General features: G+C 34.9%; 22 protein-coding genes and 1 tRNA gene. 3 read left to right on the top strand and 20 right to left on the bottom strand.

Annotated elements, in window-relative coordinates:
• Nucleotides 1-9: 9 nt before the first annotated feature.
• The 11 genes from H8R91_RS04355 to H8R91_RS04305 form a co-directional block, all read right to left on the bottom strand.
• Nucleotides 10-906, bottom strand: coding sequence for a conjugal transfer protein TrbL family protein (locus H8R91_RS04355; protein ID WP_186935037.1), 897 nt, complete (start codon nt 904-906; stop codon nt 10-12).
• Between the two features lie 12 nt (nt 907-918).
• The gene (locus tag H8R91_RS04350; protein WP_186935036.1) at nt 919-1284 is read right to left on the bottom strand and encodes a DUF3852 family protein; all 366 of its coding nucleotides are present in this window, start codon (nt 1282-1284) and stop codon (nt 919-921) included.
• A 14-nt stretch (nt 1285-1298) separates the two neighbouring features.
• On the bottom strand, nt 1299-1985 hold the full coding sequence (locus tag H8R91_RS04345) for a hypothetical protein (protein WP_186935035.1): 687 nt from the start codon (nt 1983-1985) through the stop codon (nt 1299-1301).
• A 133-nt stretch (nt 1986-2118) separates the two neighbouring features.
• Nucleotides 2119-3204: a GH25 family lysozyme gene (locus H8R91_RS04340; RefSeq protein WP_186935034.1), complete on the bottom strand. Its 1086-nt coding sequence runs from the start codon at nt 3202-3204 to the stop codon at nt 2119-2121.
• A gap of 129 nt (nt 3205-3333) precedes the next feature.
• Nucleotides 3334-4251: an exonuclease domain-containing protein gene (locus H8R91_RS04335; protein WP_186935033.1), complete on the bottom strand. Its 918-nt coding sequence runs from the start codon at nt 4249-4251 to the stop codon at nt 3334-3336.
• A 341-nt stretch (nt 4252-4592) separates the two neighbouring features.
• Nucleotides 4593-4811, bottom strand: coding sequence for a hypothetical protein (locus H8R91_RS04330; protein WP_186935032.1), 219 nt, complete (start codon nt 4809-4811; stop codon nt 4593-4595).
• A gap of 4 nt (nt 4812-4815) precedes the next feature.
• A complete protein-coding gene (locus tag H8R91_RS04325) occupies nt 4816-5649 on the bottom strand; it encodes a class C sortase (protein WP_186935031.1) in 834 nt (277 codons plus the stop codon).
• 56 nt (nt 5650-5705) lie between these two features.
• A complete protein-coding gene (locus tag H8R91_RS04320; RefSeq protein WP_186935030.1) occupies nt 5706-7214 on the bottom strand; it encodes a SpaH/EbpB family LPXTG-anchored major pilin in 1509 nt (502 codons plus the stop codon).
• 68 nt (nt 7215-7282) lie between these two features.
• Entirely contained in the window at nt 7283-10411 is a 3129-nt protein-coding gene (locus tag H8R91_RS04315) for a SpaA isopeptide-forming pilin-related protein (protein ID WP_186935029.1), read from the bottom strand.
• A gap of 155 nt (nt 10412-10566) precedes the next feature.
• Nucleotides 10567-11505 (bottom strand): hypothetical protein, encoded by a 939-nt coding sequence (locus H8R91_RS04310; protein WP_186935028.1) that lies wholly within the window; start codon nt 11503-11505, stop codon nt 10567-10569.
• Nucleotides 11506-11628: 123 nt separating this feature from the next.
• A complete protein-coding gene (locus H8R91_RS04305) occupies nt 11629-12363 on the bottom strand; it encodes a hypothetical protein (protein WP_186935027.1) in 735 nt (244 codons plus the stop codon).
• A 737-nt stretch (nt 12364-13100) separates the two neighbouring features.
• Here H8R91_RS04305 and H8R91_RS12260 point away from each other — a divergent pair.
• Nucleotides 13101-13223 (top strand): hypothetical protein, encoded by a 123-nt coding sequence (locus tag H8R91_RS12260; protein ID WP_278286537.1) that lies wholly within the window; start codon nt 13101-13103, stop codon nt 13221-13223.
• Nucleotides 13224-13282: 59 nt separating this feature from the next.
• Here the strand turns inward: H8R91_RS12260 and H8R91_RS04300 are convergent, their stop codons facing one another.
• The 7 genes from H8R91_RS04300 to H8R91_RS04270 all read right to left on the bottom strand — a co-directional run bounded on the left by H8R91_RS04300 (nt 13283) and on the right by H8R91_RS04270 (nt 18865).
• Nucleotides 13283-13864: a hypothetical protein gene (locus H8R91_RS04300; protein WP_117704789.1), complete on the bottom strand. Its 582-nt coding sequence runs from the start codon at nt 13862-13864 to the stop codon at nt 13283-13285.
• Nucleotides 13865-13867: 3 nt separating this feature from the next.
• Entirely contained in the window at nt 13868-14416 is a 549-nt protein-coding gene (locus H8R91_RS04295; RefSeq protein ID WP_186935026.1) for a molecular chaperone GrpE, read from the bottom strand.
• 365 nt (nt 14417-14781) lie between these two features.
• Nucleotides 14782-15369 carry a dockerin type I domain-containing protein gene (locus tag H8R91_RS04290; protein ID WP_186935025.1) on the bottom strand — a complete coding sequence of 196 codons (588 nt, stop codon included), beginning with the start codon at nt 15367-15369 and terminating at the stop codon, nt 14782-14784.
• Between the two features lie 86 nt (nt 15370-15455).
• Nucleotides 15456-16709, bottom strand: coding sequence for a ParB/RepB/Spo0J family partition protein (locus H8R91_RS04285; protein ID WP_186935024.1), 1254 nt, complete (start codon nt 16707-16709; stop codon nt 15456-15458).
• Entirely contained in the window at nt 16702-17502 is an 801-nt protein-coding gene (locus H8R91_RS04280; RefSeq protein ID WP_186935023.1) for a ParA family protein, read from the bottom strand. The genes H8R91_RS04285 and H8R91_RS04280 overlap by 8 nt, the downstream gene beginning before the upstream one ends.
• Before the next feature lie 103 nt (nt 17503-17605).
• A complete protein-coding gene (locus H8R91_RS04275) occupies nt 17606-18631 on the bottom strand; it encodes an ArdC-like ssDNA-binding domain-containing protein (RefSeq protein ID WP_186935022.1) in 1026 nt (341 codons plus the stop codon).
• Nucleotides 18632-18643: 12 nt separating this feature from the next.
• Nucleotides 18644-18865 carry a hypothetical protein gene (locus H8R91_RS04270; RefSeq protein ID WP_186935021.1) on the bottom strand — a complete coding sequence of 74 codons (222 nt, stop codon included), beginning with the start codon at nt 18863-18865 and terminating at the stop codon, nt 18644-18646.
• A gap of 117 nt (nt 18866-18982) precedes the next feature.
• Here H8R91_RS04270 and H8R91_RS04265 point away from each other — a divergent pair, with 117 nt between their 5' ends.
• Nucleotides 18983-19885, top strand: coding sequence for a tyrosine-type recombinase/integrase (locus H8R91_RS04265; protein WP_186935020.1), 903 nt, complete (start codon nt 18983-18985; stop codon nt 19883-19885).
• A gap of 98 nt (nt 19886-19983) precedes the next feature.
• On the opposite strand, the gene H8R91_RS04260 is transcribed toward H8R91_RS04265, so the two are convergent.
• A complete protein-coding gene (locus tag H8R91_RS04260) occupies nt 19984-20268 on the bottom strand; it encodes a hypothetical protein (RefSeq protein ID WP_177379022.1) in 285 nt (94 codons plus the stop codon).
• Between the two features lie 212 nt (nt 20269-20480).
• Here H8R91_RS04260 and H8R91_RS04255 point away from each other — a divergent pair.
• Nucleotides 20481-20555 (top strand) — tRNA-Gln (locus tag H8R91_RS04255).
• A 59-nt stretch (nt 20556-20614) separates the two neighbouring features.
• On the opposite strand, the gene H8R91_RS04250 is transcribed toward H8R91_RS04255, so the two are convergent.
• A partial coding sequence (locus H8R91_RS04250; protein ID WP_207722731.1) for a PBECR3 domain-containing polyvalent protein occupies nt 20615-21697 on the bottom strand: 1083 nt, incomplete at its 5' end.

Genomic DNA, 21697 nt, shown 5'->3' with positions numbered 1-21697 from the left:
AGCCTCCTTTTAGTGAGCAAAAGAGCGGATTATTGATGTAATACCGCTTGTAGCAAAAATAGCTTGAGATACATTAGCTTTTACGCTTGTATCAAGTCCGAATTGCTGTAAAATTCTCGGAGCTTCTGCCGCAGCAAGCATAACACCTGTGGCTAAAATCAAATCCCATACATCTGCACCGTCTTGAGTACAATATACAACCGCACCTAAAACGATTAGTATATTTGATATAAAAGATGTTGCACAAATGCCGATTACTTGTTTGCACCACCCTGAAAACGAATCTAAATATCCTCGTGGTACATTGAATAAGTGCAAAGAACCGACAAACATTTGAATTATTAAAATTCCGCCTCGTTTTATATTTGCAAGGAATACTTTAATTACACAAACAAATGTAATCAGCATAAATATAGCGAATCCCCACCCGGAAAAGAAATTTGCTGAACTTGTACTGTTATCTGAATTTATTTGGACGATAAAATTTATAGTAATATCATCTGTAAATGCCTGACAAATAATGTTACAAATATGATTTGTAAAAATCAGCAAGGATACAGGCAGGGTAGTTATTAGTAATGAAGCTAACAGACCTTTGAAAATATTAAGCAGGAGATTAATAGGAGAAACTCGTTCTCCCTCACCGACTGAAACAGCAAAGTCAAATACTGCAAAAGCTATACCGGACACTAAAAGCAATCCGGCAAAGCTTTCTATAAAAAACAAAAAATTTGTAACCATACTATTATCAAAAAGGCTTGTTGTATAATTATTATTTTGATTGATTATGTCGGTTGACCAACTTGCAAGACCAATAGACATAAACTGAGCAATTGTATAGTGTAAGTCTTTTGTTAAATCCATACAAAATATATCAGCAAGGATTAAAAGTAAAGAATCTATCATATGCTGCTCCTTTTAGCTTAAACCAAACCAACCAAAGAAGCCTGCTCCGGCAACCACGCCACAAACAATAGTAGCACCAAATGCCATTCCGATTCCTGCCCATGGAATTTCAGTTCCCTGATTACGATGGCTGAGCAATCCTTTAACAAGCTTTGCAACTGCGACTGTTAATGCTACAAGTGTCAAAAATCCAAAAATGACTGCGACTACATCCTTAAATTGTATTTTTACTTCATTAATTGCTTTATTAATGCCGCCAGAAATATCAACACCGGCGTTGTTATCGGCAGCATAAGCATTAATTGCTGTTATAGATGAAATCAGTGCTGATGTGATTGAAAATGATAACACTTTGTTTTTGATTTTTTTAAGATTCATAAAAATTACCTCCGTTAATTAACTGTTACATAGCAGGTATATGACCTACCGTTATATGTTGCTGTTACTGTTGTTGACCCTTTTTTCAATGCTTTAAAGCTGCATTGATTTCCACCACCTCCATAATTTTGAAGAATATACGAGTTACCGACTGACCATGAAACTCCGTTATCTGCTCCGATTAAGTTAAGAAATAAAACATCATCTGTATGTATAGAAACTGACGAATAAGAAAAATATATATTATCTTTAGTTGTTTCTTGCGGCTTTACATTAGGTTTTGAAGTTGGCTTCTCAACTTTTTTAGTCGTTTGAGGCTCTTGAACCTTTGTCGGTTCAGGTTTTGGTGTTTCAGATTGCTGTGGTCGGTAATAGTTGTTATTGCTTTGTGATGAATTATGAGAACTGTTGTTTATGCTGTTTTCATTAGGTTCTTGTGATTGTTCGTGCTCTGAATCTTCAGATTTACTTTCACTTTTTGATTGTGATTCTGAACTTTCGGAGCGTTCACTATTAACGCTTTGAGAAGATTGTTGTGTTGCTAATTCACTGCTGTTTTGCCACTTAGAAATACTTTGTGTTGTTTCTGCGGCATTAGTGAATTTTATAACTGAACTTGAATAAGAAGCTGTAGTATTTACTTCTTCTTTCTCTGTTTTGCCATTAACCGCAAGACTTACGATTATAACAACTGCAATCATTACTACAATAATTCCTGCACATACAATAACGAATACAGGGTTGATTTTTCGCTTGATGATCTATACCTCCTTTTTTATTTGTTATATATTAAAAGCAGTGTATGTTTTAATACACTGCTCCTAAATATCGAAATCAATTTAAGTTATATATGTAGTTTAAATCAACATCACCTCTTATACCGTCAACCTTGCCGTTCCAACTGTACTGATGAATGTCAACAAATGCCGGAAGCTCATTGTACGAATTATTTGGTGCTGCCATCCAAATTAAATATTTACTTGCAAGCTCATCGGGATAAGCACTGTCAACAAGCATTGATTTTGCCGAATACAAACCCGACTCGAAGCCGTTGCTTTTTATGCCGTCACAAAATGTTGAAATTATATCAGTTAGTGTTCTGCGTGGCAAAACAGCTTGTCTGTATTCTTCTACATCAAGAAAAACCGGCAAGTCAAACTCTTTACCTTGAATGGTTTTCATACAATTTCTTACTTCTGCTTTTGCCGCATCGACAGATGTAGCGTAGCTGTACCAATACGCACCTACATTTAAGCCTGCGGCTTTAGCCTGTCTATAATACTCATTGAATTTATTATCTTCTTGGTTCGGGTCTTTTCCGTAGCCTGCTCGGAGAATAACACAAGTTATGCCTGCGTTTTTTACTTTGCTAAAATTAATATCACCGTTCCACTCAGAAATATCAATACATTTTGCTTTATCAACATTGAACTTAACTGATACGGACTTAGAACATTGTTGGGCGGTAACGGTAGCGGTGCCGACCTTATTAACTTTCACTTTTACCATATTTTTATCAGACGAAACAATCTTTGCAACTGTACTGTCTGATGATGAGTATGTAATGTCGCTTATAGCGTTATTGGTTATTATTGAAAATGTAACTGTATCACCAACATTTTTCTTATACTCATTTGTCACTACAGATAGTTTTGTGTTCGCCTCAATGTTTTTAATATTGTTGTTTGAAATTTCTATTTGTAATGTTGAAATATCGTTTACATCAACTCTGCCGTCATTGTTCAAGTCATAGTCCATATTGTCGGTAAATCCTGATAGTTCGTTCTGTAAATAAGTAACATCATTCACATCAACTTTATTATCCGCATTAATATCTAAACCTTTTGCAAATACAGACATTCCACAATTGATAAGTACAATACTTGTAATTACACCAATTATTATATTTTTTATTTTCATTTACTCATTAATCCTTTATTTAATAAATCATCACATTCGCCGGAAGCAATAAACAGTGTGTACACTATAAATGTATCAGTTATCGCTAAAAAACTCATTACACACCAAGTTAAAGCCATTATGCTCACCTCACATATGTTCCTCTTGCAACATTTTTTGATAGCAATATAAAGTAGCTTTACAATCAGCTAAACTATCGTGAGCAATGTCTGTTCCCCAATCATATCCGTAATATTCTGCACATTTAGTGAGTTTTTGCCATTTGTGACAGCCATATTGCTCGCTCCATTCTCCGTATATGTCTGCAAAATCTTGCATAACATCTATGACAGTCGCCTTGCTGTTTTCAATGCCGACAGCAGAAAGAAAACTTAAATCAAAATCTACATTGTACCCTATGATAGTATGAGCAGAATTGATAATACGACTGATTTCCTGCTTCACTTCAAGAATATTCGGTGCAGTGGCAACTGTTTCGGGGGTTATGTGATTAACCGCCATAGCTTTATTCCAATTATCTGTATAAAGCGGCTTAATATAGCTGTTAAAAAGAGTGTTGCCCTGACTGTCTATAATTGACACCTGTAACAGCTCATCGGTATCGGCATTAAGTCCTGTTGTTTCTGTATCTATGACTATTTCGTCATATTCATATTCTATGCCTGAATCAAAATTTTGAGCTGTAAAAGTGTTTTTAATAATGCTTTTAACAATGTCCTGTGTGATTTCTCGACGCAGTTGCAGTAACTCTTCTTCCTTCTTTACCTTTTGTTGCTGTAAAAAGGCTTTTTGACGAGCAACACGCTTTTCTTTCTCTTTTGTTCGATAGGCTGTAAGTTCTTCATCAGTCATTTTGCGTACTTCCTCATCCCAAAGATACAGTTCTTGATTAGGACAATAAGCATTTACCCAAAGATACCTACCGCACTTATCATCAATTTTGATATAATGCTTGAGCTTCCACTGCCTTTCGGTCAGCAAAAGTCTATCTTGCTTAACATTTATCCTTGTCCTTACGCTTGTTTTATAATCGTCCCAAATGCTCATATATACGCTCCTTTCTATCAATCACCTTTATAAGCTAACTGTGAGTCAATATCACTTTGTAATCATAGAGTGCTATATCAACAGTCTTGGCAATGCATACTGAATTATTGATTATTTTATTTCTCATTGGTTTTATCATATTAAAACTCCTTTTTATACAAAAACCATATTTTTATACACATCTTCTCTTGTAATCAAGCGAAGATTATTAAGTAATTCTTGTAATTTCATATACATACTTCCTTTTTATATATCACATTCGTTGGAAGCAATAAACAGTGTGTCCGCTATAAATGTATCTGCTATTGCTAAAAAACTCATTACATCGAAAAATAAAGCCATTATGCACACCTCACTTTAAATGCTTGTTTAGCTTCACTTTCGCTGAAAAAAGCATTTTTACCAACAGTCCAAAATTCATCGCCTGATGTTTTGCACCTTACGCTCATACTGTTTTCTTCTATAAGAATTGCGGTGACGGTATCACTGCACATCAGCATTTCTCCGTCACCTAAGTCATCAATCAAGAAAACTTTTTTGCCTATCATATTTTCAATCACATTCTTACCTCCTTTTACAAACTGTTCTCTTAACACAAATAATTAAAACAACTAACAAGCTAATACCTAAAATGATAAACACAAGCGTTAAATCATTATGATTATCATTGCTAATCACCTCATCAGCTGTTGCAGTATCAGTAATCGTATCTTCAACCCTTTCGCCACGCACACACAATCTGTGCGTATTAATTGAGTACGGATAGCAAGTGACCAATGTCACATAGTCTTTGCCGTTCTCAATTTCAAGTTTACTTGAATCATCAGGGTCAACTATATTAATCTCACACACCTTGTATGTGAGTGTTTTATTCAGTACATTTATTTTAAAGGTATCTCCGATTTGCAGTTTGTCCAACTCATCAAAGAATACCTGTTCAGGATAACCGGAGTGAGCGGATATAACAGCGTGTGTGCTTGCACCGCCAATGGGCAAGGAAGTGTTTGCCAAATGTACACAGCCTTTTTTGAGCTTTTCTTCTCTGTTGGTGCTGTCGTGATACACCGGTAAGTCAACATTTATCTTCGGAATTTCGATAGTACACATTATATCGTCATAGTTGAGAATGTTCTCGTACTCTGACATTGCTGCATTGTATTCGTCTTTTTCTTCATCGTTTAATGCACTCTTTGCAAGCAATTCGTTAAAATTTTGAGCCTTAGCAAGCTCATTGTAGATTTCATAATCAGACATTGTTTGAGTGCTTTCACTGTAGTTTTTTATAACTGTTTCATTGCTTTTACTGTTGATGTAATCGGCAATGTTGGGATATACTATAAAGCCTATTCCGACCGCAGCAAGAACGCAGAGGGATATAAAAAATATTTTAGTTTTCATAATTTTTCGTGAGCAAGGGCCACCGATAAATCGGCAGCCCTTTTGTTATAGTTTAATTATTTAGCTGTCTTAGCCGATTTCTTCTTGATGAGGTATGCAAGTACCAACGCAAGAGAAATGCCTACACAAGCCACACCAGCCACTCTGATGAAGCCTACATATCCGCCTGTCTTAGGGAAGAATACGATTGTATCAGTTACGGTAATTTCAACTGCGCCGTTTGTCGGTGCATTCTTTACCCAAGTGTTTTTAGTGAATACCGAATTATACTGAACAGGGATTTCAACTTCAATTACCTTGCCGTAAACATTGTAACCGGCAGGAGCAACAGTTTCTACAATGTAATATGTTCCGCTCTGTACTTTCATTTCTTCGTTAGCGGAGTTCATAAACTTAACTGTGCCGTTGCTGTCTGATGTACCTGTTGCAATAGCGTTTTTCTGTGATTCAGCGTCAGCCTTTGTCTTGTAAAGGTCAAAGGTTGCACCTGCAAGCGGATTGCCTGCCTCATCGAGCTTGTTTACGCCAATGCGATAAGTGTAAACATATACCTTATTGCCCGGAACGCTGTCAACACCTGAATCATTACCGTATTCAAGTTTTACATCTTCATTCGGGTTGCCTGCTGTACCGACTACAGCGTATTTGTTGACTGTTGTAGAATATGTTACAATAACAAATTTTGCGTTGCTTGTATAAAAATCTGACTTTGCAAGATACTCGGAAGTAAGAGCGACATTAAACTTTGTGTTTTTGCCCTCACCCTCGCTTGTTACATTCACCTTGTAATCTGTGCCTTTAGTAAGGTCAGCTACTTTAGCACCTTTAGCGTCAACAAGTGTAACCTTGAATGAGCTTTTGTTAAGTGTAAGACCGGCTGACATATCATCATATACAGCATATGTTGTGAGCTTAATGTCATTTGAGCCTGCTACTGTATTCTTAAGTTTAAAGTTTACAGTGTCACCAAGTGATACATCTGTATAGTTAGTATTGTTCTTTGTGCTGTTGGTAATTGACTTTTCTGTTGATGGTGTGCTGTCAGCTACTTTGCTTGCAAGATTGATTTCAGCGTAGCTGTATACCCACTCACCGTTATTGTAATATGGGAGAGCAAGAACAGAGTTTGTGATACTTGTAACACCGGCAGGGTACTTAACACACTTGATATAATAAATACCCTGTGCAAGGCTTGAAAAGCTCTGTGTTGTGTTTGTTGCCGATGAAGTAAATGTACCCTGTGATACTGCTGTGCTTAAATCAGCGTTATCGAGTGCGTCAAGAGCAGCCTTTGAATCGCCTGCAAGAATTTCAGCACTTACAGAAGAAATAAGCGATGTGTATTCTGTTTTGAACGGAGTAGCTGTTGTGCTCTTGAGGTCCGCAACTCTGAAAAGTTCAAAAGTATAGCCCGGTTTAGTGCATTTCACACTGATATTTACCTTTTGATTTGTCTTAAGTGCAGTAGCCGCACTTGCTGTTGGGATCGCCGCAAAGAGTAATGTCAACATCATTACTACTGCGAGCAGTTTGCCTGTGAATGATTTTCTAATTGATTTTCTCATAAGAAAACCCCTCCTTAAAAATTTTTTTGCGGACAATTTGTCCGTTGTATGGAAAAAGCCCAACAGATTTACTGTTGAGCCTTTTTGCCAATGTGTTTTTTCTTTTTTCTTATACCTAAACCAATAGCACCTGCAAGAACAGTAAATGCTAATACAGCGGCGCCGATTTCAATGTAAATCGGTCTGTTGTTGCCTGTTCCGCCTGTTTCAGGAATAAAGACACTGTTATTCTTAACCGTAAGCTGTATATCAAGCGTATCTAAGCTGTCGGGCGAAACCGTAAAGTTAATCTTGCCTGCATACGGCATATTACCCTTTGAATTTGTTTCAAGAAAGTAATAATCGCCCGGCAAGAGGTTATTTACAATAATTCTGCCGTCGCTGTCGGTAACGAGCTTTGTTACCGTATCAGCTGTCTTGCTGTCGGCAGCTTCGTACATAATACTGCTGTTTTTATTTATAACATTAACAATGCCTGTTTTTGTGTTATAGAGTTCAAACTCAATGCCCTCAAGCGGATTGCCGTTGCCGTCTGTTTTTAAAAGCTCTACACTGCCACGCTTGAGCAGGTTTTTCATCGTAACTACAAAGCTTTTGCCGTCCTCAAGTGTAACTGTCTGAGCCGCAGGCTTTACATACTTCGTGGGGAAGTAATATGTACCGTCTGCATTTTTAAAGCCTAATTCGTCAACGATGTATTTAACCTTTTCATTGCTTGTATTATATACAGCAAGGTTAGTAAGCTCTGCAGAGCCGTCAGCACCGGTTACAAGCATCTTATTTGTTTTGCCGTCATCAGACTTTACCGAGAAGTAAAAACCGCTTATAATGCCGTCCTCAGACTCTTTTTGAACGATTAAGCCTGTCTTTTGCAGTCTGTTTGCAAAATAAAATGAAAGAGTAACATTTTCCTTTAGCGTAACGGTTTTTTTAGCAGGAAGAATATATCTGTCAGGTATCGAGTATGTACCGTCTGCATTTTTGTAGCCAAGCTCTGTGATTATGTATTTTACATATTCTCCGCTTGCTTTGTAAACAGGCAAGTTGCTGAGCGTTGCTGCACCGTCTATGCCCTTGCTTTTTGTTACTATGTTTTCGTCTGTCACTCCGTCATCAGACTTGACATTAAACCATACATCCTTAGCAGTATTAGCTCCTCGCTTGCTGTCATCAGCGGTTTTGTAGATTGTAAGATTGCCGTAAACGGTATCTCGTGGTTCAGGCACTTCAATCTCATTAAATGTTGTGATTGAGCCTGTGGCTTCATCAACCTTAATTTGTCGGATAAACAATTCAGGATTGATTTTGTAACCTGTCGGGGCTTTGGTTTCCTGTATTGTTATAGTGCCGAGTGGCATAGCCGGGTTAGGGTTTTCCGCACTTGTTACATAAAATGGCTCTCCATAGTCGCTATCAGCTCTATAACTTTCATCTAAACGTGTATAGCCGTCACTATCGGTTTTGAGTATCCATTTTCTCTCAGGTAATTTGCCGACAAGTTCATTTTCAGAGTAGTAATAACCACTATAGTATTTTACAGTAAACTCTGCATTTTCCATATTAGTGTATTGACCGGTAACTGCGTCTTTTTTTCGTAAGACAATACGAATAGGGTCATTAAGAGGTGTGTCAGAAATAGTTGCTGATAATACAACAAAACCACCGTTTGTGCCATTTATAGTCATTTGCACCGGACGGTTGTACTTTTTAAAACCTTTCGGTGCTGCCATTTCGACAGCATAGTAACTGTCACTGTATGCAATTTTATACAGGTCTGAATTTGCGTTATAGTCCCAAGAGTTGCCGTCTTTAGATATAGCTTTGCAATCACCGTTGCTGTCGGTAATGAAGTACCTGACGATGTTATTCTTTGCACTGTTATCAGATATATAATCGTATGCACTCTTTTCGTCAGAAAAGACAGCAAACATACCGCCGTCTAATGAATAGCAATCATTGTCGGTTGTCAACTCAGGATTACTGCTTTCTTTTTTGAATTTCAGCTTAACGATTTCAGTATCAGATAGTTGAAGAATATCAAGTATTCTTTCGTTATTGCAATCGTCTGTTGTGACTGTAACATTGTATTTTTTGTTGCTAAGAGTGAAGTAACCGTTTGCCGGTGCTTTTGTTTCCTTGAGGTAATACTGACCTGAAACAAGCTCAAAGTAATTCTTTGTAATCCAGTCCTGATTGGAGTACGAATACTTAATTTTTGCAATATTACCGTTTTTATCAAGCTCTGCAACTGCAACTACTTTGTTATCATCACTATACAATGTGTACTGTGCACCTGCGAAATTCAAGTAATCTTTATCAGTTGTCTGTTCTGTCAGGTTTTTGATTTCTTCGCTTGTACCTGACTTTTCAAGATATAATTTAGCTTTTTTCGGTATTCTTACTATTAAGTGCTGACAAAAAGTGCCGTCTTTGCCTTTTGGCTGTGTAATATAGTAATTGTTGGTTGCACAACTACGCTTGATAGCTGAATAATCACCTGTGGATTTTACTATATTCTTTGTGTAATCTACTAAGCGATTAATCATTGTGTTAACATCTTTGTAGTTGCTCCAAGTTTTCCAAGATGTACCGTCATTTACAAGCTCGTGATAAAGCTGTGAGAGCGTATAATGCGATAAGAAATAATACTTATCCTCTCGTGTGCTCATCTTGTTAAATAAAGATGAATACACACCGTCAATAAATCCGTCCATTATGGACTTAGCGGATTTACCGCCGTTCTCGAATGTTGAGAAATAATCTCCGTAACCGCCGTAAAGAACACTTAAACCTACTATAAGAGCCTTTTCTTTTTCATCAGTCGAATTAGGGTCAAGTTTTATTACTTCTTTACCTGTATCACCCGAAAACTGCGTAAACTCCATAGTCTTGCCGTCTGTCTTTTGTGCCGGCAACTGTGGGTCAATACAATAACCGACCTCACCGTTGATAAGGAATTTATATGCGTCAAGTTTGCCTGCACTTCCGTTGTCAATAAGGACTAACGGTTTTTCCGAAGATTGAATCAATACCTTGCCGCCGATTTCACTAAGCCCCGTATATGAATAAGCACTTGCCGAAATATTAGCGACAGGCAGCATAGCAAAGATTGTTGTTAATGCAACTGCCAATGATGTCAGCTTTTTAGGCTTGCAAAAAGAAATAATCGCCGACTTTAGCTTTTTAAATTTGTTCATAAAACTCTCCTTTCAATGAGATAGTATATTTTTCTTTCTGTTGGTGGACTCCTTTTTCCGCTCATAATACCGCTCCTTTTCTTTATAGGTATAAAAAAAGCAGTCAAGCTCTTGCTTAACTGCTTTAATTGATGTGTTTAATTTTCATATATATATCAATACCAACCTGCTGCTCTTACGAGAGTTGTTTTTGTTTCATAATGTCCTTTTTCGGGAACGGTTATTGTTTCATAACCGACTAAAGTATCAACCATTTCATTACGATAACTAAAATCATCACCATAGGGTAAATGATATGTTTTATCGTGACCTGTTATATCTTCCGTAATATCTGCACCACAGATATTACAAATTGTTCTATCGTGTGTTTCATAAATCGGTTTCTGCCAAGTGTAACCTTCTTCATCAACTACCCAAACTTTTTCGGTTTTGTACTCTGCATCGTGCCAAGTTTTGCCCTCGTGTGGGTCTTTTGTTGCAGGCTGTGTAGCCGGTGCAGGCTTACTTGAAGATGATGAGCCGGAGCCGCTTGACGGCTTGCTCTGACTTGAGCTGCTTGATGAACCGCCTGACGGTTTACTCTGACTTGATGAACCGCTTGAGCCTGAATTGCTTGCAGGCTTATTTGTGCTGCCTGATGAGCCGTTGCTCTTGCTTGTCTGACCGTTGCCGGCATTGTTATTATTGTTGTTAGTCTGATTGCTGTTGCCGTTGCTGTTATTGTTGCTCTGACCGCCGTTGTTCTGCTTGTTGTCGGTCTTTGCTGCACTCTGTGCATTAACTTCCGTAGCTTTTTCCGACTTCTCCGCAGGCTGTGTCTGCTTAACCTCAACAACCTTAGTTTCTTCTTCAATATGTGTATTGCCCTGACTGTCCGTCACAACCTGTGTAACAGTCTGAACAGATGTACCGATAACTTCGTCTGCTGTTGCAGTAGGCTTTTTATTTCCGCAAGCGGTCAGCATAGCAATAATGACCGCCGCCACAGTTACTGCCGCAACCGCAACAATACCAATAGCCTTTTTCTTATTCGTTTTTTTCTCTGCCGGTTCATTCGTATTTGTAATGTTTGTGTTCATTTCCTGTGTAGTCATACTTCTGACCCCTTTCGTATTAGTGTTTATACTTATATTGTATCGTTCACAATTTTGTTTGTCAATCCAAATAAAAAAGCAGTCAAGAAATTCACTTAACTGCTCCGATTGGTATATTGACTTTTAATTTTTATGTTTTATATATTTTTTAATAAGTTCATTATCTCTTGTGATTTCCATTTTATCATTATATTCTTTTATCCAATAGGAATGAATATTACAAAAAAGCAAAGCCAAACCATTGATTATTAATAATGGAAATAAAGAAAAGTCTAAATAATTAATCCACTGATTTTCTATTGTAGCTATAGCTTGATGTAATTCATCTATGCTTGCTTGATTTAAAGTTACAAAATTACTATTTGAACTTATTGTATTTTCAAAAAAATAAACGATCATAATTTTTGTTAAAGAAAATAATGCTAATAATATTTCTATAATAGTATTGGCTGTTATAGCTATATTACTATTTGAGATTAAACTTAAAATAATATATATAATTACATAGATAAAAAAGAAGTATATATCAGAATTAATCTCTAACAACTGAGAAATTATATAAGATAATATAAAATTAATTATTATCGATAAACACATATATCCTCTTAATGTAGTGAAAAGGCAGTAAAAATACTGATATATTATATCTATATAATACAAAAAAATACTTACCCCAGAAATACCTGATAATATATATACTATAATTATATAGTTATTTTGATTTATATGAAAATAATTACATAATAAAATTAAGATAAGTAATACTGTGAAGGGTAAAGCAAATGTAACTTTTGTAATTCTTTGAATTATCGCAAAAATATCATAATCTATATTTTCAAAAAATGCTTTTGTTTTCATTAATCGTAACTGACATATCCAAAAAAAATTAAAGAAATAATTTACAATTATCATGATTTTTAATAACTCCTAAAGATATAGGATATTATATCATTTTTTGAAAATAGTTTCAATGATAGCTTTTAATAGTTTCTTTGTTATTGGTATTAACATAACACAAAGGCAAGGAATTACATAAAAAATACAGTTATTAAACGATAAAAAAGTTAAAAAAATACTAAATATGTCAATTATTAATTCTATTTTTTTATTTGAAATTTTATTAAATATTTGATAAAATATCATATTCAAACTTAATAATACGATTGACAAAGGAAAGTACAAATCAAACTTATTGATAACGACATAATGAAAAATTTGGCAAAGAAGCACAACTATAAAGTTGTCACAATTTATGCTTATTCTTTTATTTTTATATTTAGATATTACCGTTTTAAAAAACATATAGCACGAGATAATGATTGATATAATTATAGGAATGTACTGCAACCAATATGCTGTTTTTAAGATAGTCAATATAATTTTTATTGACATAGAGCCTGCCCCCATTTCTTATATATAAAGCTAATCTTCTTATTAGGTGCGAAAAAAGCAGCTAAGTTTTCACTTAACTGCTCCGGTCTTGTCCTATTCATTGATTAACCTCTCCTTTGTTGATTTTTATATCTCTTTATATTTATTATATACCACATATCACAATAATAACATTGTCAAATATATAAAAGGGTGAGATGTAAATGGATAAAATAAATAAGAGAAGTATTCCAAAAGAAAGAGAGTTTATTTGCAAGATGTGCGGAAACACATTCAAATCAACTGCTACACACGCAAGCTATTGCAAATATTGGAGCATAAAATGAGTTTTAACGAATTTATTAATACTTGCATTGATTATTACATAAAAAATCATAAAGACTGATTATTCCAATTCGTTTTTATGTGATTTATCAGATGCCTTTAAATAATCTTCGATACTCTGACGGGCAAACTCAAGTTCTTTTAATTCGCTTACTGTTTGTTTGTACTGCTCGTTTAATTCTTTTATATCTTCAATCAAGTGATTTCTTTCGTTTGTTAGTTTTTCAATCCTCGGCGATGTTTTGTCAGGATACAAATTTAATAATTTATTAACGGCATCATCGTACTTATGTAGTGCGTTGATGTTTTCTTTTTTATAACGGCTCGGATTTTTTGAATTTTGCAAACCTGTATGAACAGCTTTGTATTTTTCGTATGTGTTAATGAGTTTTATTGCATCTCCGATTTCATCAACCTGCCGTTGTTTCTTGTATGCAAAGATTAAGGCAACAACGCCGCCTATGATTGCAACGCCAACAAAACTTAGAATTATTACTTGTGGAGTACTCATACCACTTGTAATTTCAGCCGAATCAGATGTAGCTACCTTATCATATTCAGATACAGCAGATACGCTTACAACAGATACAACAAGCATAGCTGCAATCATTACAGCAACTATCAATTTTTTTATAATCCTCATATTTTACATCTCCTTTGCTTTCCACCATTCGTTGACTTTTTCGACTTCTTTCTCCCAGTCGGCTTTCTCATTCTTTTTGAGATAGTCCGATTTGATTTCTGCGATTTGCTTCTCCCAGTCATCAATATCGGTTTTCAAAAATTCGATTTCTTCCTCGTCAAAAACACTCTGGTCTTTTTTGTAATCTTCCAGTTCTGCATATCCATTTTCAATATCATCTATGATTTCTAAAAAATCATCATACACATCATAACCCGTGTACAAAAGAAATTTTAAAAGTGTTTCTTCGGGGAACATTCCAAACCAACAACGCTTGAACCACTTGTTGGCATAATCTCTTTCATCACTTCCGTTTGAGTAAGTACCACCAACTAAATCTCCGACAAAATTCTCTATCAGCTCTCCAATAGTCAGACCATACTCCCCACACTTTCTCGCCAGTCGGTCACAATCTGCGTCCGAAAGCCTTACAGTGATTTTTCTCTCTTTTATTGTTTCAATTTCTTTCTTCTGTTCGTTGTCCCAACTCATATTCTTTACTTTTACTTTCATATTAACAAATCCTTTCCTCTTGAGGTGCGAAAAAAGCTAATAAATATTTAAAATATATTTTAAAATCGAATAAATAAAAATATTACACCTATGATTTCAACAGCAAACCAAGTAGCTGTCATTAATATTCCATATTTATCTACAAGTTTTATTTTTCTGTATATTTTAATGGTGTTGTAAAGTGAAATTGCTATAAAAATCGGTGAAATAATTATTATAATAAGTAATAGTATAATCATAAATTTCCTTTCATTTATATAATAAATTATGTTTAGTACAAACACTGCAGTTCCGCACTAACTGCAGTGTTTCTTCATTTTAATAAAAGGAGAAGGGGTATGTAAGGTGCGGTTTATTCTTTAATTTCACTTAAACTGAATAGATTTAAATTTTGGACAATTATAAAATGAATTGCTCCACTTGAGGTTTTTATTATAAGCATAAACAGTTGTAAGTTTGCTGCAATTATTGAAAGCCTTATCGTTAAGCTTTCCGATATTTTGAGGCAAAGTTACTGTTGCGATTTTTGAATTGTTTGAAAATGTATTAGAACCGATTTCGGTAACTACATAGTTGTAGCCGGGGAGAAATCCCGGTACTGTTACATTTGTATCATTGCCAAAATATGATTGAGAAATCAACTTTGAATTACTGCTCATTTGAAATATAAAATCACCATACACAATGATTGATTTTGAAAGATACTGTTGCAATAAAGATATATCGTTAATGTCTAATTTTCCGTTGCGGTCAAAATCAGCATATGCCGAGTAAAATTTCATATCTTTATATCCTGCGAGATATTGCTGAATTAATGATACATCTACAATATTAATTATGCCGTCAAGGTTTACATCACCCATTTTCGGTGCTGCGTTTACCGGTGATGATAATAATGCTGTTGATAAGCTAAGTGCTGCTAATGAAGCACAAATTATTCTTTTAATTTTCATATTTACCTCCTTGTGGGGTGTTGGGCTGTTCCAAATGTTTTGAAACAGCCCTGTATTTCTATCATCGGGGAACGATGAGAAGAAAACTATGTATTTGATATAAGTTCAATGAGTTTTTCTTTTGGAAAGAACTTTCTTAAATATCTGCGTATAAACTCATCAAGTTCATTGTAAGCAACTGTATATTTATTATTGTTAAGATAAAATTCAAGCTGCTTTTTAAGAAACTTTAATTTGTATTCGCAATTTTGATATTCCTGATATGGAACATAATTTTGTGTATTACCGTTTGCAGAAAAATTCTTAAATCGTTGACTAAACATATTAACTGATTCGGCAGTGGTAGGAAATGCAGTTGCGTAATATTTTAATACCGAGCTTGTACAGTTTAAAACTGTAGCTGATAAGGTCATAGTCAGTTCGTTCGGTAACTGCTCTTTTTCCTTTAAGTGTCCCACCGTGGGACACTTGTGGTTGTTTGGTTCAGGATTAATTGCCTTTTCAGATGAATTATTAACTTTTTCTTTCTCTGCTTTAAGAGGTTCAATTTCAATATTTTCTTCCTCAATATCAGCTTCTTCTTCAAATAATACCGGCACATCAACTTTTTGATAAAAGATTTCTTGCAGATTGTCAGGTTCAAGTCTTATTCTTCTTGCAATGTCTTTATCAATCTTTTGGCAAACCGAGGCATTATTAAGAATAAAATTAAGCAATGAGATTTGTTGTTCCTCTGAAAGGAATGAAAGTTCATATCCTGCACCGACTGTAATTGCTCCGCTGTCAACTTTGTTAAGTAAAGGTTTAATGAGATATGTAAGTCTGATGTGTCGATGAACAGCTTTTCTGTTTGTGTTGTTTTGCTCTGCTATAGCTGATACGGTAGATTTACTGCCAAGTTTTTTTAATAGTTCGGATTGTTCCGCATAACTGAAAGCAAGTTCAGAAGGGAGATAGTCTGTATTGCGGTCATTATTAGTGGCCAATAAGATTAGCCTTTGCTTGTCCGGGTCGGTTTCGCTTTTTATTATTGCTTTAACAGATTTTTGCCCATTCAGTAGGCATGCTCTTTTTCTGTGCCTGCCTGCAAGTAAAACATATCTGCCTTCTTTTTTTGACTTCACAACAGTAACAGGGTCAATCTGTCCTATATGCTTCATACTTTCAGCTATGTTTTCAATTTTGTCTTGATGTATGCTTTGTGGCTGATCATCTATTTCATCAATCAGAGATATGTCAATTTCTACAACTTGATTTTCGGTACTGCCGCCGAGCAATTCAGAGTATGCCTGCTCCGGGGTTTTTAATATTTGCTTTTTGGGTTTAAAAAAATCAGGCATTTTCACTTTCCTCCATAATTCTATGTGCAGCCTCTATGTATTGAGCACCTACAACTGACTTGCAGTCTGAAACGCTGCTACGGTGAAAACCGACTGAGTTTTTTGTTTCTGTTCTGTACGATATATATGTGTTAAAAACGAGATCGTTATAACTTTCTTTAAGTGCGTTGTAAATTGTAGCGGAATGTCTTGTATTAGTCTGATACATAGTAACAAGCATTCCGAGAAGATATTTACGAATATCGGTATCTTTCTTAATTCGCATAAAACTGTCAAGCATTTGTTCTACGCCCTCATAACTGAGTAAATCTGCCTGAACAGGAATAAGCAGCTTATCACAAGCGTTGAGAACATTTGTAACAAGCAAATCAAGAGCAGTTTGACAATCAAATATAATGTAATCGTAATTTTCGTTAAAATAGTCATTTTCAAAAATTCTTGAAATTACAGTTGAACTGTTATCATCTGCAGCAATAATTCCAAGCATACCGGCAAGCAAATTGATCGAAGGTATGAAATCAAATTTTTCTTTCTCGCAAGGGCGAATACAGTTTTTGAAATCCACATTCTGCTTTGTTACGGTGCTGAAAATAATATCGGATGTTGTAGGTTTGCCGTCAGCTTCCCAATCGAGCCAGTTCGATAAGTGGTGCTGTGGGTCGCAATCAACAAGCAATACTCTGCGATTGTTGACAGCAAGAGCTGCTCCGAGATTTAAAACAGTCGTAGTCTTACCTACGCCGCCTTTTTGATTTGATACTGCAATTTTAATTGCCTTATTATTAACTTTCATTTTTCGTTCCCCCGATTAAATGATAAATTTTTTACTAAGTGTCCCACCGTGGGACACTTGTTTGTTTGAGTAATAAAAAAGACTGCCAAAAACGCAGTCATAATTACATCATCATAGCCATTCCCATATCGGGCATTGCTATTTGATTTGGTAAAATGGGTTGTGTCACCTGTGCAGCCTGAACATTTTTAATTGATGGCGTAAGTTCGGGTTTTAGACTATTGTTGATGTTATCCGCAACTGATTTATATGCTCTGTGAGAGTGATCAAGTGATTTTGTAATGTCAGCCGAAGAGATACTTTTGTCTGCACACATTGTTTTGTATTGATCGGCAAGATGTCTTTGCCTGCTCTCAGGTATTTGCAAGCCAAAGTATGACTGCAACATTACCGATGTTGCGTCAGCTTCAAATTCCATTTGAGCTTCACTTTTAATTTGAGTTTTATCAAGCTCTTTATGTAAAATAGCGTGTGCGGTTTCGTGTGTAAGTACTGATAATTTTGTTGAATCGTCAAACATACCGCTAAGCGAAATTGAATTGCTTGCAGGATCAAAGAAGCCTCGCAGTGATACTGAATTAAATTGATTTTCGTGCACTTTACAATTCAACTCTTTTCCGCAATATGTTTTCATAAGTTCGTATAGCTGTTTATGCTGTTCTGATGTGTAACCAAGATCGAAATATTTAGGATAATCTTCTTTAGGACAATTTGTTTGTGCTATGTCAAAAACAGTACCGACTTTAAAATGTATTCGTTGCTCTGCCTCAATTCTATGTAGCTTGTAAGCCTCTTTCTGTTCTTTTGTAGCTTTACTGAGAGGAATAGGGCTGCCGTCAATATTAAGGTATGTCTTTATAGTTGGCACAAGTATTTTCATTCCGTGTTCGCCACGCTTAACCGAATAACCCATATCCTGATATGCTTTATAGCTGTTACAAAACATTGCACCCGGATTTTGCTGATAAATAAGCATTGTGTTTCTTGAACTGTAGTTATAAAAACGAGTTGAAAATTGCAAGTATTCAATCATATTCTGCGGATTATCTTTAAAGTTCTTAGCAAGTTCAATGACCTTTTGCTTCATTTCTTCTTTTGTCTGTTCTGATTTTGCCGGATCGTAAGCCAAATTCAACACCTCTCAATCTGCATATTGATTTATAATCCCTTTTTGTACATCATACGGCAATTCTGCAATACTTGTTAAATCTTTTGGAGAAATAGTTTCTCCTATTTCAATAAGATTTTTGGGTATTTCACAGAAAAATAATTCGCCGTCCTCACGCTTGACAATAAGTTTATCTTCATAATATCCGACAACCTCGTTGTCTGTGTACGGTTCTTCAAAACTTAATATACTCATAGCTGCCTCCTGATTTTATTATTATAAAAATACCCCATAAACAAATTTGTATATTATTGACCATATTATTACAATATGTTACAATACTGTTACCTAATTGCTTACGAGGTGTATTTTATGACTTTATGTGCTGTTTATCAGCAGTTCTTGAAAGAAAAAATTTCTGAAGGTGTAACTGAACACACTCTAAAATATTATAAATATAATTTACCGAAGTTCATTGAATGGTGTGTAGATAACAAAATAGAAAATGTCGAAGATGTTTATACTCATTTATTTGAAGATTACAAACTCTATTTAATTGAAAATAAAAACGGTACTAAAAAAATATCACTGCAAACTTATACAAGAGCAGTGAAAACATTTTTGCTGTGGCTGAATGAAAATGAGTTGCTTCAAAATGTGGGTAAATTGAAACTTATTAAAGCTGAAATTGCCAATATAGTTCCTTTGTCAGATGTAGAAGTAAAGATACTTCTCAATAATTTTGATAACTCATACTTTGGTATTCGCAATAAATTAATGGTAATGTTTATGCTTGATTCAGGTCTGAGAAGAGGAGAAGTAGTAAGTCTTGAATCAAAAAACATATTTATGCATAACAACACTATGTTAGTTAATGGCAAGGGAGAGAAACAGCGTTTAGTGCCTTTTGGTGAAGAAACTAAGCGATACATTAATCGTTATTTCAATATGAGAAACGAATATGAAAAACGCTTTTTCCAAAAAGAAGATGGTACACCGATTACCGATAATACAATCAAGATGTATTTTCAAGATTTAAAAGAAAGTACAGGAATTATCAGACTACACCCGCACTTGTTGCGGCATACTTTTGCTACAAACTACATTCTTTATGGCGGTGATGTTGAAGAATTGAGAATACTTCTCGGACATACAAGTTTACAAATGACAATGAAATATGTGCATTTAGCTACACAACAAAGAATACTTAACCAGCGTTATCATAGTCATATTGATAAATTATTTTGTCAGTATGATAATAAATTGGCTCAGTAGAAGGGATAGCTTAAAAAGCTGAGAAAATAACTGTTCAGCAAGTCTATATAATTTTAACTTATCAATAGCAGCATACATTTTTAATGTCTCCTTTAATTTTATTTTTCTTTAACAATGTAAAATTTGAATAAATCGTCATAATCAACGATATAAGAAACATCAGAATTGCGTTCAGTTAAAAGAACTTTGCAACAATTAACAAATAAATGAAATTCATAACCACTACATTCAAGCACATAAAAACTGTCACGCTGATATTTGAAAAAGAAGAAATCTGATAATTTTTTATTTAAAATCTCATGAAAATAAAACTTACACAGCTTAACCATATTTGTTTTATTTACATTAAGCTTAAGTTCTTTGAATTGTGTGTTTTCAAGCATTTTTAATGTCCCCTTTTCAATAAAGAAACACTACTGTTCCTTTTAATCAAGGTGTCCGGAGTTCGAATCTCCGATGGGTCACCATAAAGCCGCAAGGTATATAGCCTTTGCGGCTTTAACTTTATAATAATCTGCTGTAAATAGCAATTTGCACAAGCGGTAACGGCTAATGCACTTAACCGGGTACAGCAATTTGCATAAATTTAATATATTGGGCTGTCGCCAAGCGGTAAGGCAACGGACTTTGACTCCGTCACCCGTGGGTTCGAATCCCGCCAGCCCAGCCATAAGCACCGATTTTTGAAGTCGGTGCTTTTCTTTTTGGAGTGTTAAAAAATCAAGGTGTCTAAGTCAAGGTGTCTAAATGACTATCAAACTTATTATTCACTAATTGCATTTGTGCCGCACTTTTATATATTTTCGCTACTGCTATTACAGGATTTTTTTCAACTGCCTTTTCGTAGTCAATTCCCTGCGGTGTGCTTTCATCATCAAGCCAATCATTAATGGTATCATCTGTTGCGTACTTTATGTCGGAAATGTTATCATTTTCTTTTATATTGACTTTGTTATCCTCATGTGCTAATATTTTATAGGAAGCTGTACCACTAAGCGTTTCGGACGTTTGCGAGAGGGATTTATTTTCACTTGGCGTAGTGGCAAGGCTTTCTTTATTTTTGCCTGAATACATAGTTTGAAGTGTTAAATCGTGATGCTTTGCTGAAACATATGTCACAGCTGTTGTTTTACCATTAATGGTTTTTACAAATATAATTACAGGCTTATTTTCAAACTTTTTATCTCCTAAATATATTTCATCAGGATTAGTAATTATTTTAGCAAAATTCAAAAAGTCACTTTTAACAATTGCTCTTTGACCTCTCAAATTTTCTTTTATTTCATTGCCATGATCATATTTTAAAATTTTTCTTATTTCTGATGAGCGTAATACTAAATTATATCCTGAAATATTTAAACCTGTTTTGCTATATATAAATTCGCCTAATTTGGAAGAAATTTTACCTATATATATTTTCTTATTAATATCATTATTTAATGATTTTGTGATAAAATCTTCAAATTGTTCATTATCACGATATATTAATATATTTTTGCTTGACTGCCAATTTTCTTTTTCTTTATCAGAATATTTTTCTATACTTTTTTCATCCGCTGAATATTTCACATATTCATTATTAGCAAATACAACATCTTTCCTGTCAATGTCCGGACGGATGTTTTTTCTTTGCTCTGCATTGTAATCTCTTCTGGCAGAAACATCTCTTGCTTCTCTTTCTCCGGCAGTGTTGTAATACATTGCCATTGCTTCTTCATCGCTGTATCCGAGATTTTTCCAGTATTCCAAATTACTTCCGTTCGCAAAATTTTCTATTCCCTGTATTGCGTGCTGAATTTCGTGAATAATCGC

Source organism: Ruminococcus intestinalis, from assembly GCF_014288065.1.
Classification (GTDB): domain Bacteria; phylum Bacillota; class Clostridia; order Oscillospirales; family Acutalibacteraceae; genus Ruminococcoides; species Ruminococcoides intestinale_A.
The sequence above is the reverse complement of the archived record's forward strand: the minus strand, read 5'-3'. Positions and strand labels throughout refer to the sequence as shown.

Coding starts and splice junctions, on each gene's coding strand:
- H8R91_RS04335 (WP_186935033.1), bottom strand. CDS start 4,251: ATGAGCATTTGGGACGATTATAAAACAAGCGTAAGGACAAGGATAAAT.
- H8R91_RS04285 (WP_186935024.1), bottom strand. CDS start 16,709: ATGCCTGATTTTTTTAAACCCAAAAAGCAAATATTAAAAACCCCGGAG.
- H8R91_RS04320 (WP_186935030.1), bottom strand. CDS start 7,214: ATGAGAAAATCAATTAGAAAATCATTCACAGGCAAACTGCTCGCAGTA.
- H8R91_RS04325 (WP_186935031.1), bottom strand. CDS start 5,649: ATGAAAACTAAAATATTTTTTATATCCCTCTGCGTTCTTGCTGCGGTC.
- H8R91_RS12260 (WP_278286537.1), top strand. CDS start 13,101: ATGGATAAAATAAATAAGAGAAGTATTCCAAAAGAAAGAGAGTTTATT.
- H8R91_RS04295 (WP_186935026.1), bottom strand. CDS start 14,416: ATGAAAGTAAAAGTAAAGAATATGAGTTGGGACAACGAACAGAAGAAA.
- H8R91_RS04305 (WP_186935027.1), bottom strand. CDS start 12,363: ATGAAAACAAAAGCATTTTTTGAAAATATAGATTATGATATTTTTGCG.
- H8R91_RS04290 (WP_186935025.1), bottom strand. CDS start 15,369: ATGAAAATTAAAAGAATAATTTGTGCTTCATTAGCAGCACTTAGCTTA.
- H8R91_RS04260 (WP_177379022.1), bottom strand. CDS start 20,268: ATGCTTGAAAACACACAATTCAAAGAACTTAAGCTTAATGTAAATAAA.
- H8R91_RS04265 (WP_186935020.1), top strand. CDS start 18,983: ATGACTTTATGTGCTGTTTATCAGCAGTTCTTGAAAGAAAAAATTTCT.
- H8R91_RS04310 (WP_186935028.1), bottom strand. CDS start 11,505: ATGACTACACAGGAAATGAACACAAACATTACAAATACGAATGAACCG.
- H8R91_RS04315 (WP_186935029.1), bottom strand. CDS start 10,411: ATGAACAAATTTAAAAAGCTAAAGTCGGCGATTATTTCTTTTTGCAAG.
- H8R91_RS04300 (WP_117704789.1), bottom strand. CDS start 13,864: ATGAGGATTATAAAAAAATTGATAGTTGCTGTAATGATTGCAGCTATG.
- H8R91_RS04350 (WP_186935036.1), bottom strand. CDS start 1,284: ATGAATCTTAAAAAAATCAAAAACAAAGTGTTATCATTTTCAATCACA.
- H8R91_RS04280 (WP_186935023.1), bottom strand. CDS start 17,502: ATGAAAGTTAATAATAAGGCAATTAAAATTGCAGTATCAAATCAAAAA.
- H8R91_RS04340 (WP_186935034.1), bottom strand. CDS start 3,204: ATGAAAATAAAAAATATAATAATTGGTGTAATTACAAGTATTGTACTT.
- H8R91_RS04355 (WP_186935037.1), bottom strand. CDS start 906: ATGATAGATTCTTTACTTTTAATCCTTGCTGATATATTTTGTATGGAT.
- H8R91_RS04345 (WP_186935035.1), bottom strand. CDS start 1,985: ATGATTGCAGTTGTTATAATCGTAAGTCTTGCGGTTAATGGCAAAACA.
- H8R91_RS04270 (WP_186935021.1), bottom strand. CDS start 18,865: ATGAGTATATTAAGTTTTGAAGAACCGTACACAGACAACGAGGTTGTC.